This window comes from Xanthomonas sp. NCPPB 3442 (assembly GCF_056725145.1).
This window is the reverse complement of the sequence record NZ_CM161514.1, coordinates 1192237-1208147: the sequence shown is the minus strand read 5'-3', so window position 1 is coordinate 1208147 and position 15911 is coordinate 1192237. Positions and strand designations below refer to the sequence as shown.

The window sequence follows — 15911 nt, the reverse complement described above, 5'->3', positions numbered from 1 at the left end:
CGATTGGCCGGCGCTCGCGCGATTGGGTCGAGATGGGGTGTCAGCAACAGCTGTTGAGCCCTGTCTCGATGGTGACGTGCTGGCGCCGTCTGGAGGCTGCTGAATTTTCAGGGTGAACGCTTAGTTCGTCGAGCGCGGCGCCCTCGCCGCTTGCGGGACACGCCGTGAACCCATCCGTGGGGCTCGATGGCGGCATGGATGCCGCGTAAGAGCTTACAAGGACGTGCTTGGCAGCGTGTCCCGCGATGGTGGGCGGGCAAGGGCCCTGCGGAAAACTCGCCGTTGGCTGCTCCACAACTGCTTGCACCGTTCAATCGCCTCTCAAGGCGAACGACAAGATGCGAATCAGTGCAGTTCGGCGATGCAAAGGCCGCATTGGCCTGGCGCGCGACACCTCACCACAACACGCCATCCACTGGCTGCATCGGCTCCGGCGCTTGCTCACCAATTGCCTGAAGCGCATCGATCTCCACCGTGCGGCACATGGTATCCAGCGGCAGGTCGTGGATGGTGTTGGCGAACGGGTCGACCAGTTCATCGCCGATCTTCAGCACCGCCAGAAACATCAGGCCGGCCACTGTCGATCCCACCGGCGTGGCGTACTGCAGCGTTTCCACCAAGCCGATTGGCAGCAGCACGCAGAACAGCCGCGTAAACAGGTTCGGATAGAAGCGATATTGATACGGCAGCGGCGTATTTTTCAGGCGCTCCATGCCGCCTTGCGCGTTGGCGATGTCCACCAGAATGCGTTCGACGCTGGCCTGCTGGATGCTGTCGATCCAGCCCTCACGACGCGCCTGCTCGACGCTGCGCGCGGTGGTATCGAGCAACCCGTTTGCCACGTTGGTGCGCACCACCACCGCCGCCGCTTCGTCGGCGTCCACATGCGGGGACAATGCCATCGCCACCGGCAACCGGCGCAGTTGGCAGCGCAGCGCGTTGACGTAGGCAATCTGGCGCAGCGCAATGGTGCGCCCAAGATCGCCGGCTTCCGGTGCGGACAGGATACTGACGCTCAAGCGCACCAGATTACGCGAGGCATTGATCATCTGGCCCCACAGCACCCGCCCCTCCCACCAGCGTTGATAGGTGGAATTGGCGCGAAAGCCCAGGAACAACGCCAGCGCAGAACCAAAGATGGTCAGCGGCAACGCCGGCGCACGGAACGGCAGCACGTAGTAAATGATGGTGATCAACACATCCCATACGAACAACACCGCCAGGGTCCGCCAGACCTGGCTGATCACATCTGCCACACGCGGCTTTACATCGACAATCAAAGGCACACTCCATCAAAAGAAACGAGTGACGCCATTGCGCGCATCCAGTGCATGGATGCGGTCGGTAGCGCACTCAAGCGTGCGCAGTGTGCCGTTGCCACGGTGCAAGCATGGTGATGGGGCCGATCGAAACCATTGCCCCACGCGCCCGGCGTGATGGAAGGCGTCGCGAGCGGCCATCCGTTGGGTGTGCACGGCGTGCGGGAACACAGTGCACACGTGGCGCATGAAAGTTCGGAGCGCAGCCCGTACCCATATGGCGGGCGCAGCCGTGTTAGCAGCCGCTCTTAGGGCATCCAGGCCAGCAATTGGTCCAGCCGCCGATGCGGATCGTCCTGCTGCAACAGCGAGAGCCGCTGCTGCTCGGTCAATGGCAGCAGCTCGGCCAACCGCCAACCAACCCAGGCGGCCTGATCCATCAACCCCGGTCCCACCGATGCAAATTCGCCACCCACCTGCTCCAGCATGCGCTCCAGCACCGTGGACAGCAGGCCGTGCTCGGGCCGCAATTCGTCGTCCGGATCCGGTTCGCGCCAGGCGACATCTCCCACCACCAGACCGTTGTCGCGAATGCGCGAACGCTGTACGTGGAAACGCCGCGTGCCACGCAAGCGCAGCACCAGCACGCCGTCGGCGCCCACATCGAAATCCTCGATGCGTACTTCGGTACCGAACGCGGCCGGCGTAGCCGGCACGCCGACTTCGTTGCCTTCCAGGATCAGGCACACGCCGAAGCTGGTGCCGTTACGGCCGCATTCGCGTACCAGATCCAGATAGCGGCGTTCAAACACGCGCAAGCCCATCGCCGCGCCAGGCAACAGCACGCTGTGCAAGGGGAACAGCGGCAACGCGCTGGTGTCTGCAGTGGCGGGGATCGGCACCATCAGGACAACTGCGCCAGGAAACGACGCGGCGCACCGTCGAAGCCACCGTTGGACATGAACACCACATGGTCTCCGGGCCGGGCAATTTCGCCCAGCGCGCGCAGCAAGGCATCCACGTCCTGCACCACGCGCGCCTCGCCGCGCACCTTCGCAATGATCGGTGCCGCGTCCCAGGCCAGTTCCGGCCGATGCAGAAACACCACTGCATCGGCATCGTGCAACGACGGCGCCAGCGCCTGGGCATGCGCGCCCAGCCGCATCGAATTGCTGCGCGGCTCCATTGCCACCACAACACGCGCCGCACCGACCTTCGCACGCAGACCCTGCAACGTCGTCGCGATGGCGGTGGGATGGTGCGCAAAGTCGTCGTACACGGTGATCGCGCGCGCGCTACCGATGACTTCCAGCCGCCGCTTGACGCTCTGGAACTGTGCCAATGCCGGCATCACCGTCGCCGGATCCACGCCTACCGCCTGTACTGCTGCCAGCGCCGCCAACCCGTTCAGGACGTTATGCCGCCCAACCAGGGGCCACTGCACCTGGCCAATTTCCACGCCACGGTGCAGCACCGTAAACGCGCTGCCATCGGCCGCGATCAACCGCGCGCTCCAGTCCAGCGACGCATCGAACCCGAACCGCTCCACCGGCGTCCAGCATCCCATCGCCAGCACCTCGGCCAGGTGCGCGTCTTCGCCGTTGACGATCAGGCGACCGCGCGCGGGCACCGTGCGCACCAGGTGGTGGAACTGGCGCTGGATGGCCGCCACGTCCGGGAAGATGTCGGCGTGGTCGTATTCCAGGTTATTGAGGATCGCCACCAACGGCCGGTAGTGCACGAACTTGCTGCGCTTGTCGAAAAACGCGGTGTCGTATTCATCGGCTTCCACCACGAATTCGCGCCCCTGGCCCAGTCGTGCCGACACGCCGAAATCTTCGGCCACACCACCGATCAGAAACCCGGGCGCCCGCCCGGCCGCCTCCAGCAGGTAGCTCAGGATGGTGGTGGTGGTGGTCTTGCCGTGGGTGCCGGCCACGGCCAGCGTGTCGCGGCCGGGCAATACGTGCTCGGCCAGCCATTGCGCGCCGGAGGTATACCGGCGGCCGGCATCCAGCACCGCCTCCACCGCCGGATTGCCGCGCGAAAGCGCATTACCGACAACCACGTCGGTCGCATCCGGCGAAATATTGGACGGCGCATAGCCCTGCGCCAACGCAATGCCCAGCGTTTCCAGCTGTGTGGACATCGGCGGATAAATGGCCTGGTCGCTGCCTTCCACCTGCCAGCCCAGCTCACGCGCCAGGGCGGCCACACCGCCCATGAAAGTTCCGGCGATGCCGAGAATGTGGAGTTTGCTCATGCCGCCCATTGTCGCCGATCGCCGCAGTTGCCGGACATTCCATTCCAACGCAGGCCCAAGTGTCGGGGATTTCCTACCGTACTGTCGGGAATTTCCCGATGTGCGAACCCGGTCACATCCCTCACTATGCTGAACGCCAGTCGCAGCATCCCTTTGGTCCTACTCCCCAAGAGGCCAAATCCCCAGGGAGCTCATGCTGTTGGGGCTCTGAGCAAGCCTACTACTGGCGTTATTCTGCCCCGGGCGTCTTGTACGTCCGGGGTTTTTCTTTTGGCACCACTGCCCGGGCGATCACGGCGAGAACACGGCGCGACCAGACGCCGCGCCTGCGGCCGGGCCTTGCGCCCGGCCCATTGCCGACTCAGCGGCCGAGCGCCTTGCTGATGCGTTCCAGCACTTCGTCCAGCGAACCCACGCCGTCCACGCGCGCCAACTTGCCGCGCTGCTCGTAGAAGCCGATGACCGGTGCGGTGGAATCGGTATAGACCTGCAGCCGCTTGCGCACCGATTCGGGGTTGTCGTCTTCGCGGCCTTCGGCCTTGGCACGACCGGCGATGCGCTCGACCAGCAATTCGCTGGCCACATCCAGCTGCACCACGGCATCCAGCGGCTGGCCGATCTTGCCGAGCAGCTCGTCCAGCGCATTGGCCTGGGCCACGTTGCGCGGGTAGCCGTCCAGGATGAAACCCTTGGCCACATCGGCCTGGCCGAGGCGCGCCTCCAGCATGCCGAGCAGGATGTCGTCGGACACCAGGTCCCCGCGTGCCATCACTTCCTTGGCCTTCAACCCCAGCGGCGAGCCAGCGGCCACTTCGGCGCGCAACAGGTCGCCGGTGGAAATGTGCGGAATATCAAACGTGTCTTTGAGACGTGTCGCCTGGGTGCCCTTGCCCGAACCGGGCGGTCCCAATAGAACCAATCGCATCAGTGGACTCCACTTTCGAATAAAAACGCGTTGCGGTGGGCGGCGTTAGACTCACGTCTTCGCCGGCGCTGGACCGTATGGTCGTGCAGCTTACCGCATCCGGGGAATGTCCCGGCACTGTCCCCTGCGCCATGTCCCCATGTGAGGAGTCTGTCCCCCTATGACCACTGGCAACCTGCTCTATGCCCAATCCGGCGGCGTCACCGCCGTCATCAACGCCACTGCAGCCGGCGTCATCGCCGAAGCGCGCGCACGCAAGATCAAGGTGCTGGCCGCACGCAACGGCATCCTGGGCGCCTTGCGCGAGGAGTTGATCGACACCTCCAAAGAGTCCGCCGCCGCCATTGCCGCCCTGGCGCAGACGCCCGGCGGTGCATTCGGCTCGTGCCGCTACAAGCTCAAATCGCTGGAAGAAGACAGCGCCAAGTACGAGCGCCTGCTCGACGTGCTGCGCGCGCACGACGTCCGCTGGTTCCTCTACAACGGCGGCAACGACTCGGCCGACACCGCGTGGAAGGTCTCGCAGCTCGCAAAGGCCTATGGGTACCCGCTGCACTGCATCGGCGTGCCAAAGACCATCGACAACGATCTGGCAGTGACCGACACCTGCCCCGGCTTCGGCTCGGCGGCCAAGTACACCGCCGTCTCGGTACGCGAGGCCGCACTGGATGTCGCTGCCATGGCCGACACCTCCACCAAGGTCTTCATCTATGAGGCGATGGGCCGCCATGCCGGCTGGCTGGCCGCAGCGGCAGGCCTGGCCGGGCAAGACCCGGACGACGCCCCGCAGATCATCCTGCTGCCCGAACGCGCCTACGACCAGGCTGCATTCCTGGCCAAGGTGAAACAGGTGGTGGACAAGGTGGGCTGGTGCGTGGTGGTGGCCAGCGAGGGCATCCAGGACGCACACGGCAAGTTCGTCGCCGATGCCGGCGGCGCGACCGACTCGTTCGGCCATGCACAGCTCGGCGGCGTGGCCTCGTTCCTGGCCGCACAGGTCAAGCAGGAGCTTGGCTACAAGGTGCACTGGACGCTACCCGATTACCTGCAGCGCTCCGCGCGCCATCTGGCATCGAAGACGGACTGGGAACAGGCGCAAGCAGTCGGCAAGGCCGCCGTGCAGTACGCGATCAAGGGCATGAACGCGGTGATCCCGGTGATCGAACGCGTCAGCGACGAACCATACCGCTGGAAGATCGTGCCTGCGCCCCTGCACAAGGTGGCCAATCACGAAAAGAAGATGCCGCCCAGCTTCCTGCGCAAGGACGGCTTCGGCATCACCGAACGCGCCCGCCGCTATTTCGCCCCGTTGATCAAGGGCGAAGCGCCGCTGGCCTACGGCAGCGATGGCTTGCCGAAGTATGTGAGTTTGAAGAATGTCGCGGTGGCGAAGAAGTTGCCGGCTTGGGAAGGGTGAGATCGAAGCCGCGTGGGATGCACAGCGATGATCAACTCTCCACTGAGGTGCAGCAAATCGGGCACTTACGCGCGTGGCTTGCGCCCTAACGAAAGGTGGCGCTGGGGGCGTGTGTCATTTCGAGAGGATCATGAAAGCGCGTTGTCTAGGCAATTGTCGAAGTAACTGATCCACCTGTGCATGCACTGAAAGCGAACCCCGGCCTGGCCGGGGTTCGTCGTTACGGATGAAGAGCAAATCTCGACTTACTGACACGCCTTGCCTTCCACCGTCATCTGCGCAGCGAACATGGGCACCTGCGGGATCTTGCCGGCAGCGGCTTGTTGCTTGGCGTCTTCCAGATAGATGCGCGACTGGCCCTGTCCATCGAGCTGCGGTTTGGCATCCACCGGCTTGCGCCATACGCGCACGACCGCTTGCTGTGACGGGCAGGCTGCGCTTGGCACGCGGATCACATCGTTGAAGATCCAGCCCGAGGCGACACTGGGTGCGGCCTTGGCGAAATCCACGAAGCGTGCGCGTGGTTGACAGGTGGGGCTGCTGCGGACCACCGACAATGTATACGGCTGTGCAGCATTTCCGGTAAACACGCCTTCCAGTCGTGCGCAGGCTTCCGGGATCTGACGCAAGGTGTGCACGGCGCCGACCGCTTGCGCGGTGCCGGGTGCGCGCGGCTTGAGTTCGGGCGTGGGATCGGCCGCAAACGCTTGGCTGGTCAGCAACAGCGTTGCGAGCATCGCGGCGTATTTTTGCGCAGCATGGTGGGACATGGACACTCCTGGGTCGACCGAATCACGTTGGCCGCAGGCTGTCACGCCGCGACTGAACGACGCGCCAAAGCCATAACGCTGGTCGCCACGCAAGGCGCGGCGCATACTCGGTCGCGATCCGGCCACCTGAACATTCGCGACGCGCATTACGGCCCAGGCGGCCGTCGAGTCCGTATTCGTCAGTCCACTCGTTGTGTGCATCGCCCTTGGTTCGTCCCGACCGGACGACATCCATTCTCTTGGGAGGGGTCATGCTGGAACACTATGGGTTGTGGCTTGCGCTGGGTTGTGCGGTCTTGGCAATCGTCTATGGAATCGTGTCGGCGCGCTGGGTGGTCGCGCAGCCGAGCGGCAATGCACGCATGCAGGAGATCGCCGCCGCGATCCAGGAAGGCGCGCGTGCCTATCTCAACCGGCAATACCTCACCATTTCGGTTGCTGGGGCAGTGCTGTTCGTGTTGGTCGGGCTGTTCCTGAGTTGGTACACCGCGATCGGGTTTGCACTGGGTGCGGTGTTGTCCGGGTTAGCCGGCTATATCGGCATGAACGTCTCGGTGCGCGCCAATGTCCGCACCGCCGAGGCGGCGCGGCATGGCATCGGCAGGGCGATGGATGTGGCGTTCCGCGGCGGCGCGATCACCGGCATGCTGGTGGTCGGCCTCGGGCTGCTCGGCGTGGCCGGCTACTTTGCTGTGCTGCAGGGTATGGGGCTGCCACTGGAGCAGAACCTGCATGCCTTGGTGGGCTTGGCATTCGGGTCGTCGTTGATCTCGATCTTTGCGCGCCTGGGTGGCGGAATTTTCACCAAGGGCGCAGATGTGGGCGCCGATCTCGTCGGCAAGGTCGAGGCCGGCATTCCCGAGGACGATCCACGCAATCCGGCAGTGATTGCGGACAATGTCGGCGACAATGTGGGCGACTGTGCCGGCATGGCCGCCGATCTGTTCGAAACCTACGCAGTCACCGTGATCGCCACGATGCTGCTCGGCAGTCTGACGCTGGCCGAAACTGGTCCGTATGCCGTGCTCTATCCGTTGGTGCTCGGCGGAGTATCGATCATCGCTTCGATCGTGGGCGCGGCCTTCGTCAAGGTCAAAGGTGGCGGTTCGATCATGGGTGCGCTTTACAAAGGCGTGATCGTGTCGGGCGTGCTGGCGGCGTTGGCTTACTGGCCCATCACCCAATCGCTGATGCGCGACAACACCCACGGCGCCGCGGCGTTGTACGCCTGCGCACTGATCGGCCTGGTGCTCACCGGCCTGATCGTGTGGATTACCGAGTATTACACCGGCACGCAGTACACCCCGGTGCAGCATGTTGCATCGGCCAGTACCACGGGGCACGGCACCAACATCATCGCAGGGCTCGGTATTTCGATGAAATCTACCGCGCTGCCGGTGATCGCGGTCTGCGCAGCAATCTGGGGTGCGTTTCACTTCGGCGGCTTGTACGGCATTGCGATTGCAGCAACGGCCATGCTGTCGATGGCCGGCATGATCGTTGCGCTGGATGCGTATGGACCGATTACCGATAACGCCGGCGGCATCGCCGAGATGGCCGAGCTCCCTCCCGAGGTCCGCAACATTACCGACCCGCTGGACGCGGTGGGCAACACCACCAAGGCAGTGACCAAGGGCTACGCGATCGGATCGGCGGCGCTGGCGGCGCTGGTGCTGTTTGCCGACTACACGCACAACCTGCAGGCGGCCAATCCCGACCAGGTGTACGCCTTCGATCTATCCGACCACACGGTGATCATCGGGCTGCTGATTGGCGGGCTGATTCCCTATCTCTTCGGCGCGATGGCGATGGAAGCGGTCGGCCGCGCCGCGGGCGCCGTGGTGGAAGAGGTGCGCCGCCAGTTCCGCGAACTTCCCGGCATCATGGCCGGTACCGCCAAGCCGCAGTACGACCGCGCCGTCGACATGCTGACCCGCTCGGCGATTGGCGAAATGATCGTGCCTTCGCTGCTGCCGGTGGTGGTTCCGATCATTGTCGGGTTGCTACTGGGTCCGCGTGCACTGGGGGGCTTGTTGATCGGCACGATTGTCACTGGTTTGTTCCTGGCGATTTCGATGACCACTGGCGGCGGCGCGTGGGACAACGCCAAGAAATACATCGAGGACGGCCACTTCGGCGGGAAAGGCAGCGAGGCGCACAAGGCTGCGATCACCGGCGACACGGTCGGTGATCCGTACAAGGACACCGCGGGGCCGGCGATCAACCCGCTGATCAAGATCATCAACATCGTGGCCTTGTTGCTCGTGCCCCTGCTGTAACGCTGCGATGACCGCAGGGCACGTGACCTGCGGTCATGAGGTCGGGAAGCAGCCGACCGACCGAACGCGTCGCGGCAAGTCCGAACCGGTCACTGCGGAAAGCGGCGACGCTGGGGCATAGGGACCGGGCCAATAAAGGTGCGGTCGGACCCGGCCATCTGCGCTGACCAGCTCAGGACCGGCATCGCGCCGGGGCCCGCTGGCGGCCCCCATCGTCGCTACGAAGATGGCGCCATCAGGCAGAAGGGGCTGGCCTGTGCCGGCAAGCCCCGTCCCGCCCGGCCTACGATCACAGGCAGCCGATCAGGCCGTCATAGATCGGCGGTGCGCCGCCCGGCAGTGGCTTGAACAGCGGATTGGCCACCGCAAGCGTGCGATACATCTCATCCAGGCGGGTACCGGCCTTCAACGGTGCCGTGCAGCGCCACACCCGGCTGTCCGACCGCAAGTAACCGCTACGCGGGTCGACGCTGACCTCACTGGCGCCGAAGGTCCAGATGCAGCTCCGCACCACCCCGGTGACGCGATGCACCGAGCAGCGGAAGCGCAGCGGCTGGTAGTCGCTGAAGTCGCCGCCACAAAAGGTGTCGCCGCAGATATTGTCGAAATCGCGGTCCAGCCGCTGCTCCAGATCGATGAACGCCTCCCAGCCCTCGCCATTGGCGGGCCAGTCCACCGCATCCACGAAGGTGGGCGGAGGCGTCGCGGCGGCAGCGAACTGGGCGGTAAGGGACAGCAGCAGGAGAACCAGCAAACGCGCAAGCCTGGACATGGGCAATTCCTATGCGGTGGATGAGCCTGCAGCGTGCGCCTCCGGCCGGGCCGCAACGATCAGGCAGCCACCCGCGATGAACGCGGGCTATGCCGCACGCAGCGGTCAGGACATTGCCCATTCAGTGTCGCTGCAGCGCAACAGCCGAACGCGTAGAATCGCGCTCCACACACTGCTGACGCCTCGGAGCTACCCGCATGGGCCTTGAACTGGTCACCTCTGGCAAGAATCTGCCGGAAGAAATCAACGTCGTCATCGAGATCCCCAAGGATTCGGAGCCGGTCAAGTACGAAGTCGACAAGGCCAGCGGGGCGATCTTCGTCGACCGCATCCTGTCGACCCCGATGCGGTATCCCTGCAACTATGGCTACGTGCCCAACACCCTGTGCGGCGATGGCGACCCGGCCGACGTGCTGGTGGTGCTGCCGTTGCCATTGGTGCCGGGTTCGGTGGTGCGCTGCCGTCCGGTGGGCGTGCTGCGCATGAGCGACGAGGCCGGCAGCGACGAAAAGATCCTGGCTGTGCCGATCGAGAAGATCTTCTCCGGTTACGCGCACATCGAAGACATCAACCAGGTGTCCAGCCACTGGATGGAACGTATCGGCCACTTCTTCGAGCATTACAAGGACTTGGAGAAGGGCAAGTGGGTCAAGTTGGACGGCTGGGGCGGCGCGGCCGAGGCCAAGCGCATCCTGACCGAGTCGGTGGAACGCTACAATTCCGACGCACCCTGATCCATCGATCGTGATGCTGCCCTGCGTGTAGGGGCGATCGGGATCACGCTTCTGGCGTGATCCCGGTGACCGCAGTCGGCAGATTGGGTACATTGCCGAAAGCGTTTGGCCGGTGTCTGTCACCGGTGACTTCTGGGGAAGTGTCTTGCGTATTCTGTTTGTTGGGGACGAAGCCAGTCTTCCGTCCGACCTTGTCGACTACGTCGCCGACCTGGGCGACCAGTGGCAGGCGCAGCAGGTGGCCGATGGCAATTCGGCGATCGAAGCTGCCGCGCTGTCGCCATTCGACGCCGTCATCGTTGCCCCGGTCCTGCCGGACCTGACTGCCGCCACCTTGCTGGGGCAAATCCGCACGCTGCGCCCGGACACCATTCGTATTGCGTTGATCGATGCGCAAGGCGGCCAGCGCACGCCGCCGGCCCGCATCATCGGCGTGGCGCATCGCTTCTTGCCGATGCCGCTGGCGCCCGAAGTGCTGCTCGAGGCGGTCACCAGCCTGGAGGAACTGCGCGAGCTGCTCAGCAATCCTCGCCTGCGCGCGGCGATCGGGCGGATCGAAAAGCTGCCCTCGCCCCCGCATTTGTACCTGAGCCTGATGCATGCGCTGGAAGAGGACGACGGCGCCGACGCGGCCGATATCGCCAAGCTGATCGCCGGCGACCCGGCGATCGCGGCGAAAGTGCTGCAATTGTGCAATTCGGCGTTCTTTTCCGGTGGCCGCAGCATCACCGACCTGCGCACGGCGGTGACCCGCCTGGGCGTGGCGACGCTGCGCGACCTGGTGCTGGCCAGCGAAGTGTTTTCGGTCCAGACGCTCACGCCGGCCGAGCGCAACGCGATGCAGCGCCGCGCCCTGCTCTCTTCGCGCCTGGCGGCCAAGGTGCTTCCGCCGACCAGCGCAGAACTCGGTTCCACCGCCGCACTGCTGGCCGACATCGGCTTGCTGCTGCCGGGCGTACGCGACGAGCGCGAGGCGCCGGCCGAAGGTGGCGACGAACGCCTGGGTCACACCGAAGCCGGCGCCTACCTGCTCGGCCTGTGGGGCTTGCCGATGCCCATCATCGAAGCGGTGGCCTTCCATCGCCATCCGCTGCGTTCCAGCATGCGCAGCTTCTGGGTCACCGGCGCAGTGCATGTCGCCACGGCATTGGCCAGCGGCGAAAGCGTGGACGAAGAGTACCTGACCAAGGTCGGCGTCATCGCCCGCCTGCCGAGCTGGCGCGAACAGGCCGATACGTTGCTGGGGCTTGCCGAGGCGTAAGTCACTCGCTTGCGGCATCCCGAAAGAAGCGCGGCCAAGGCCGCGTTTTTTTATGCCGTTTCTTCGACCGCCCTGCCTGGGGCCGTTGCGCCAGGGCCGCGCGTTGCAAGCCTTGGTCTGGGCGATGTGTCACGGCACTCACCCCAAGCGCACCGCACTACAGGCAGACGATGCGCTCAAGCGCTGTGGAAGCTGCCCGAGAAGAAAGACTGCAGTTCTTTGCGAGCGGAGTCGCTGAGCAACTTCCACATCCTGCGCGCGTTTTTCGCGGAACTGCCGCACCGCTTGAGTCGCGCAGCGATGACTTCGCATCTAAATCACGCGCCGCATGCGCATTGCCTCATCGCAACAGGGCACTGCATAAAAAAAGACGGGCCTTGCGGCCCGTCTTTCATTTACTACGCGCGTCGATGGATCAGAAGCGCTGGGTGTACTTCATGTACATGAAACGACCGATTTCGAAGCCGCCGTAGTAGGCAAAGCTGCTGTTCGGTGCCGAGTACTGCAGCGGACCGCGGTGATCGAACACATTGTTCGCGCCGAGTGCGATCGTGGCGTCCCACGGCGCCTTCCAGTTGACCTGCAGGTCGTGGAAGGTGTTGGCGCCGGTGTGACGCAGCGGGTCGGACTCGCCGTTGGCGATATGGTCCGGCGCATCGCAATAGCCTTCGGCCAGCGTGATGCAGCTTTCCTTCATGCCCGAGTAGTAACGCAGGGTGTAGTTGACGCCGAAATCACCCAGCGACCAGTTCACGCCAACGTTCGAACGCACGCGGAAGATGCCCGGCTCGCCGACACGGCCAATCATGATGGCGTTGCCTGCGCTGTCCTGGCCGGCTTCGTCGTACTTGCTGACGTAGCTGGTCTGCCAGTCGAAGGTGAAGGAACCGATGGCCGTTTCCGGCAGGCGGTACTTCACACCCAGGTCGTAGCCTTCGGTTTCCATCTGACCGAGGTTGGCCACGCCGTAGCTCATCGCCGAGATGTGACCATCGGCTGCACGTGTGACATTGGCGCAACGTTCAGCGTCGCCGAGCACATAGCAGTCGCGCAGGATGCGGTCGACGCTATCGGCGATGATCATGTCGTTGATCTCGTAGCGGTACCAATCCAGCGAGATGTCCAGACCCTGCACCCAACGCGGGCTCCAGACCAGACCGGCGGTCTTGCTCGTGGAGGTTTCCGGCTTCAGGTTCGGGTTGGCGCCGCTGATGAATTCATCAGGCGTCTGGCACGGATAGGTCGTGCAAGGCACGAAGCCCTGGCCGAGCTGGGTGTAGCCCAGCGGCACACCAGCGTTGGTGCAGGCCGCGTTGCCGTTGACGCTGTTGGGGGCGCCGACGCCGCAAGGATCGATGTAATCCTCGAAGCTGCTGCTCAGGCCGCCGTACAGGTCGCTGATGGTGGGCGCACGGAAACCTTCCGCATACGTCGCACGCACCAGCAGGTCTTCCAGCGGACGCCAGGTCAGGCCGAACTTCGAGTTCAGCGTGTTACCGAAGTTGCTGTAGTCCGAGTAACGCGTTGCAGCGTTGAAGGTCAGTTCCTTGGCGAAGGCGACATCGCTCAGGAGCGGAACATTCAATTCGAGGTAGACCTCGTCCAGCGAGTACTGGCCCTGCGTGGTCTTGGCACCCAGACCGGTGCTTTCGCCCGACTGCGCAAACGCATCCGGAGAGAAGCGACCTTCTTCCTTACGGTGTTCGTAGCCCACCGCAACGCCCAGATCGCCAGCCGGCAGCTCAACCACCGAACCGGACAGGTTTGCGGTGAAGCTGGTGGTCTTGGTCAGACCGGTATCGGTGAAGGTCGGGAACAGGAATTCCTGCAGCGCCGGGTCGGCAAGCGAGCCCTGACCTGCAACGTTGTACGGCAGCAGCGGATTCCACGGACGGCAGGCCGACAGCGAGATCGGATCTGCAGCGGTACCGCACTGCGCAACGCCCTGGCCGTTGATGAAGGACGGGCCCAGTGCCTGACGCGACGCGATGAGGCTCATGTCGCCACGGCTACGCTTGGTGTTCTCGTTGCGGTTCCACAACGCACCCACATCCCAATCCCAGGTCTTGCCGCCGATGTCGAAGTAGCCACTCAAGGTCGGCGCGAAGCGCAGGGTCTTGAGCTGGTTTTCGCTGGCGCGCGGCACTTCCCAAAGACGACGACGGAAGTCGACATCCTGGCCGATCGGATTGAACGCGCTGCTGCCTTCCAGCGGAGTGCCGAAGGAACCGGACTGATACGGGTAGCCCGCGATCTGCCCGTCGGTCGTGCGCTCGTTGTAGGCAATATCGGCGTTGAAGGTGATGGCATCGGCAACGTCGTAGTTGACGTTTGCAAATACCGACTTCCGCTCGATACCGGTCTGCACCATCATCTGCTGGTTCGAGTTGGCGTACTCGGCCGGCGTGATCGGGTGATAGTCGGCCGGGTTGTTCGGGTTGCCGCCGGCATTGAGCGTCTGCCACACCGCGGTGTCCGGATCATCGCAGTCCACCTGCAGCGGATTGCACCACGAACCGTTCTGGCTGATGGGGCTCCAGCTGTTGGGGGTCGAGTTGGGACCGCGCGAACCATCGCGGCTGAACCAGCGGTTCTTGGCGAACACCGGGTCCTGCTTGGAATATTCGGCAGACAGCGTCACGCCACCGCGCTCGCCCTGCGAGCCAACAGTGAAGGAGTACTGCGTGGTGTCGCCGTCGCCCTGGCCGAACTGGCCGAACTGCACGCTGGCTTCAGCGCCGTCGAAACGCTTACGCGTGATGACGTTGACCACACCGGCGATCGCGTCGGAGCCGTAGATGGACGAGGCGCCGTCCTTCAGCACTTCAATACGCTCGATTGCCGACATCGGAATCTGGCTGAGATCCTGCAGACCGGAGGTCGACGCACCCAGACGCTTACCGTTCACCAGCACCAACGTACGCTGCGCGCCGAGGTTGCGCAGGTCGACGTAGTAACCGCCAACGTCTTCGCCGGACGACAGCGCGTCGGCGCGCGAGATGGCCGGGGAGCCGGCGGAGGTCAGGTTCTGCAGCACATCGGCAACAGACGTCAGGCCCTGCTTTTCCAGCGCTTGACGATCAAGGGTCAAAATCGGCTGCTGCGTTTCGACGTCGGCGCTGCGGATGCGCGAGCCGGTGATCTCGATACGGTCAAGCGTGGTGGTCGACTCTTGTGCGGCGGCAAAAGCCGGCGTCAACGCGATCGCAATACCGGCGGGCAACAGGCCCAGCCGCACTGCGGAGGTGCGAAGGTTCATCAATCTCTCCAGGGTTCGTTAGTGGCGCGTTAAGCGCCCCTGTGCAAATTACGATTGCGTGAACGCCGTCGCTTTGCGCGTCACGTTACGTGGCTTTGCCGAATCTGGCGGATTTGCCGTTTGGTCGCGGTAGTGCGATGCGGAGACACCGAAGCGCGCACGAAACGCACGCGCGAAGCTGCAGCAATTGTCGAAGCCGCTTGCGGCTGCAACCTCGCCGATCATCATCGAGGTATCGCGCAACAAATCGGATGCACGTTCCAGACGCAAGCGTGCGGACAACGCCTGCGGGCTTTCTTCGTACAAACTCTGAAACGTCTTGGAGACGTACCAACTGGAAAAGTTGGTCAGCTGCGCCAGTTCGCTGATGCGCACCACGCGGTCGCTGTTGCCTTCCAGGTACAGCCGTGCACGCTGCATACGCCCGAACACCTGACGCCGACGGCTGCGCGAGCGGCCTGGGCAACGCTGTTCCTGCGCAATGAAATCGCGTTGCATCGCGGCCAGGTGCAACAGCAACGGCCGTGCGGACGCACTGCCGCTTTGTGCGGCGGCATTGCGCCACAGGCGCAAGGCGATGCGCAGATCGCTGCGCGACAACTGGGCGCGGCCGGGATACAGCGTGGCATCGGTCAGTTCGGCAAGCGACTGCAGGCTCTCGCCATCCAGACCGACGCCCACGCATAGCGCGCTGCGATCTGCCTGCACGGTGGGATGGGAATCCTTGTCGAAGGCGATCCAGTCGCCGGCACGCAGACGAAAGCGGCCCTCCTTGGATTCCACCCATGCGCGTCCGCGTAGCTGTATCCACAAGGTGAATGTCGCTGCGTTGGTACGGATGCTGCCGAGCCGCGAGACCGCCAGACAGGTGGTCGATGTCGACTCGTTGGCGCTATCGAGCGCGAGCGCAAGCCCACGATCCGCGGTGATGACCTGTTGCATGTTGGCAGCCCCCCGTACAAAAGAGGGCGT

At 64.1% G+C, this 15911-nt stretch carries 12 protein-coding genes; 4 read left to right on the top strand and 8 right to left on the bottom strand.

Going from position 1 to position 15911, the window contains the following annotated elements; genetic code table 11:
* Nucleotides 1-395: 395 nt before the first annotated feature.
* The 4 genes from AC1POX_RS05280 to AC1POX_RS05265 all read right to left on the bottom strand — a co-directional run bounded on the left by AC1POX_RS05280 (nt 396) and on the right by AC1POX_RS05265 (nt 4447).
* Complete coding sequence (locus AC1POX_RS05280) at nt 396-1280, bottom strand: bestrophin family protein (protein ID WP_008577877.1); 885 nt, start codon at nt 1278-1280, stop codon at nt 396-398.
* Nucleotides 1281-1567: 287 nt separating this feature from the next.
* Nucleotides 1568-2164 carry an LON peptidase substrate-binding domain-containing protein gene (locus tag AC1POX_RS05275; RefSeq protein WP_008577875.1) on the bottom strand — a complete coding sequence of 199 codons (597 nt, stop codon included), beginning with the start codon at nt 2162-2164 and terminating at the stop codon, nt 1568-1570.
* Nucleotides 2164-3531 carry a UDP-N-acetylmuramate:L-alanyl-gamma-D-glutamyl-meso-diaminopimelate ligase gene (gene mpl, locus AC1POX_RS05270; protein ID WP_372356823.1) on the bottom strand — a complete coding sequence of 456 codons (1368 nt, stop codon included), beginning with the start codon at nt 3529-3531 and terminating at the stop codon, nt 2164-2166. The genes AC1POX_RS05275 and mpl overlap by 1 nt, the downstream gene beginning before the upstream one ends.
* Nucleotides 3532-3883: 352 nt before the next feature.
* Nucleotides 3884-4447: an adenylate kinase gene (locus AC1POX_RS05265; protein ID WP_003483308.1), complete on the bottom strand. Its 564-nt coding sequence runs from the start codon at nt 4445-4447 to the stop codon at nt 3884-3886.
* 160 nt (nt 4448-4607) lie between these two features.
* On the opposite strand from AC1POX_RS05265, the gene AC1POX_RS05260 reads away from it, so the two are divergent.
* Complete coding sequence (locus AC1POX_RS05260) at nt 4608-5864, top strand: 6-phosphofructokinase (RefSeq protein ID WP_372356822.1); 1257 nt, start codon at nt 4608-4610, stop codon at nt 5862-5864.
* A gap of 245 nt (nt 5865-6109) precedes the next feature.
* Here the strand turns inward: AC1POX_RS05260 and AC1POX_RS05255 are convergent, their stop codons facing one another.
* On the bottom strand, nt 6110-6634 hold the full coding sequence (locus AC1POX_RS05255) for a hypothetical protein (protein ID WP_011348509.1): 525 nt from the start codon (nt 6632-6634) through the stop codon (nt 6110-6112).
* A gap of 251 nt (nt 6635-6885) precedes the next feature.
* Between AC1POX_RS05255 and AC1POX_RS05250 the strand changes: the two genes are divergently transcribed.
* Nucleotides 6886-8913, top strand: a complete 2028-nt coding sequence (locus tag AC1POX_RS05250) for a sodium-translocating pyrophosphatase (RefSeq protein ID WP_011348510.1) — start codon at nt 6886-6888, stop codon at nt 8911-8913.
* 289 nt (nt 8914-9202) lie between these two features.
* Here AC1POX_RS05250 and AC1POX_RS05245 read toward each other — a convergent pair whose 3' ends face one another.
* Nucleotides 9203-9685 (bottom strand): hypothetical protein, encoded by a 483-nt coding sequence (locus AC1POX_RS05245; RefSeq protein ID WP_008573723.1) that lies wholly within the window; start codon nt 9683-9685, stop codon nt 9203-9205.
* A 197-nt stretch (nt 9686-9882) separates the two neighbouring features.
* Here AC1POX_RS05245 and ppa point away from each other — a divergent pair, with 197 nt between their 5' ends.
* Both ppa and AC1POX_RS05235 read left to right on the top strand, forming a co-directional pair.
* Complete coding sequence (ppa, locus tag AC1POX_RS05240; protein ID WP_005911986.1) at nt 9883-10419, top strand: inorganic diphosphatase; 537 nt, start codon at nt 9883-9885, stop codon at nt 10417-10419.
* Nucleotides 10420-10531: 112 nt separating this feature from the next.
* Nucleotides 10532-11680, top strand: a complete 1149-nt coding sequence (locus AC1POX_RS05235; RefSeq protein ID WP_029820216.1) for an HDOD domain-containing protein — start codon at nt 10532-10534, stop codon at nt 11678-11680.
* A 415-nt stretch (nt 11681-12095) separates the two neighbouring features.
* Here the strand turns inward: AC1POX_RS05235 and AC1POX_RS05230 are convergent, their stop codons facing one another.
* Nucleotides 12096-14939 (bottom strand): TonB-dependent receptor plug domain-containing protein, encoded by a 2844-nt coding sequence (locus AC1POX_RS05230; RefSeq protein WP_008573719.1) that lies wholly within the window; start codon nt 14937-14939, stop codon nt 12096-12098.
* A 48-nt stretch (nt 14940-14987) separates the two neighbouring features.
* The gene (locus tag AC1POX_RS05225; RefSeq protein WP_218492904.1) at nt 14988-15881 is read right to left on the bottom strand and encodes a helix-turn-helix domain-containing protein; all 894 of its coding nucleotides are present in this window, start codon (nt 15879-15881) and stop codon (nt 14988-14990) included.
* Between the last annotated feature and the right edge of the window lie 30 nt (nt 15882-15911).

Excerpts from the sequence above, each read along its gene's own strand:
- AC1POX_RS05275 (WP_008577875.1), bottom strand. The coding sequence starts at position 2,164 with ATGGTGCCGATCCCCGCCACTGCAGACACCAGCGCGTTGCCGCTGTTC.
- mpl (WP_372356823.1), bottom strand. The coding sequence starts at position 3,531 with ATGGGCGGCATGAGCAAACTCCACATTCTCGGCATCGCCGGAACTTTC.
- AC1POX_RS05265 (WP_003483308.1), bottom strand. The coding sequence starts at position 4,447 with ATGCGATTGGTTCTATTGGGACCGCCCGGTTCGGGCAAGGGCACCCAG.
- AC1POX_RS05260 (WP_372356822.1), top strand. The coding sequence starts at position 4,608 with ATGACCACTGGCAACCTGCTCTATGCCCAATCCGGCGGCGTCACCGCC.
- AC1POX_RS05255 (WP_011348509.1), bottom strand. The coding sequence starts at position 6,634 with ATGTCCCACCATGCTGCGCAAAAATACGCCGCGATGCTCGCAACGCTG.
- AC1POX_RS05250 (WP_011348510.1), top strand. The coding sequence starts at position 6,886 with ATGCTGGAACACTATGGGTTGTGGCTTGCGCTGGGTTGTGCGGTCTTG.
- AC1POX_RS05245 (WP_008573723.1), bottom strand. The coding sequence starts at position 9,685 with ATGTCCAGGCTTGCGCGTTTGCTGGTTCTCCTGCTGCTGTCCCTTACC.
- ppa (WP_005911986.1), top strand. The coding sequence starts at position 9,883 with ATGGGCCTTGAACTGGTCACCTCTGGCAAGAATCTGCCGGAAGAAATC.
- AC1POX_RS05230 (WP_008573719.1), bottom strand. The coding sequence starts at position 14,939 with ATGAACCTTCGCACCTCCGCAGTGCGGCTGGGCCTGTTGCCCGCCGGT.
- AC1POX_RS05225 (WP_218492904.1), bottom strand. The coding sequence starts at position 15,881 with ATGCAACAGGTCATCACCGCGGATCGTGGGCTTGCGCTCGCGCTCGAT.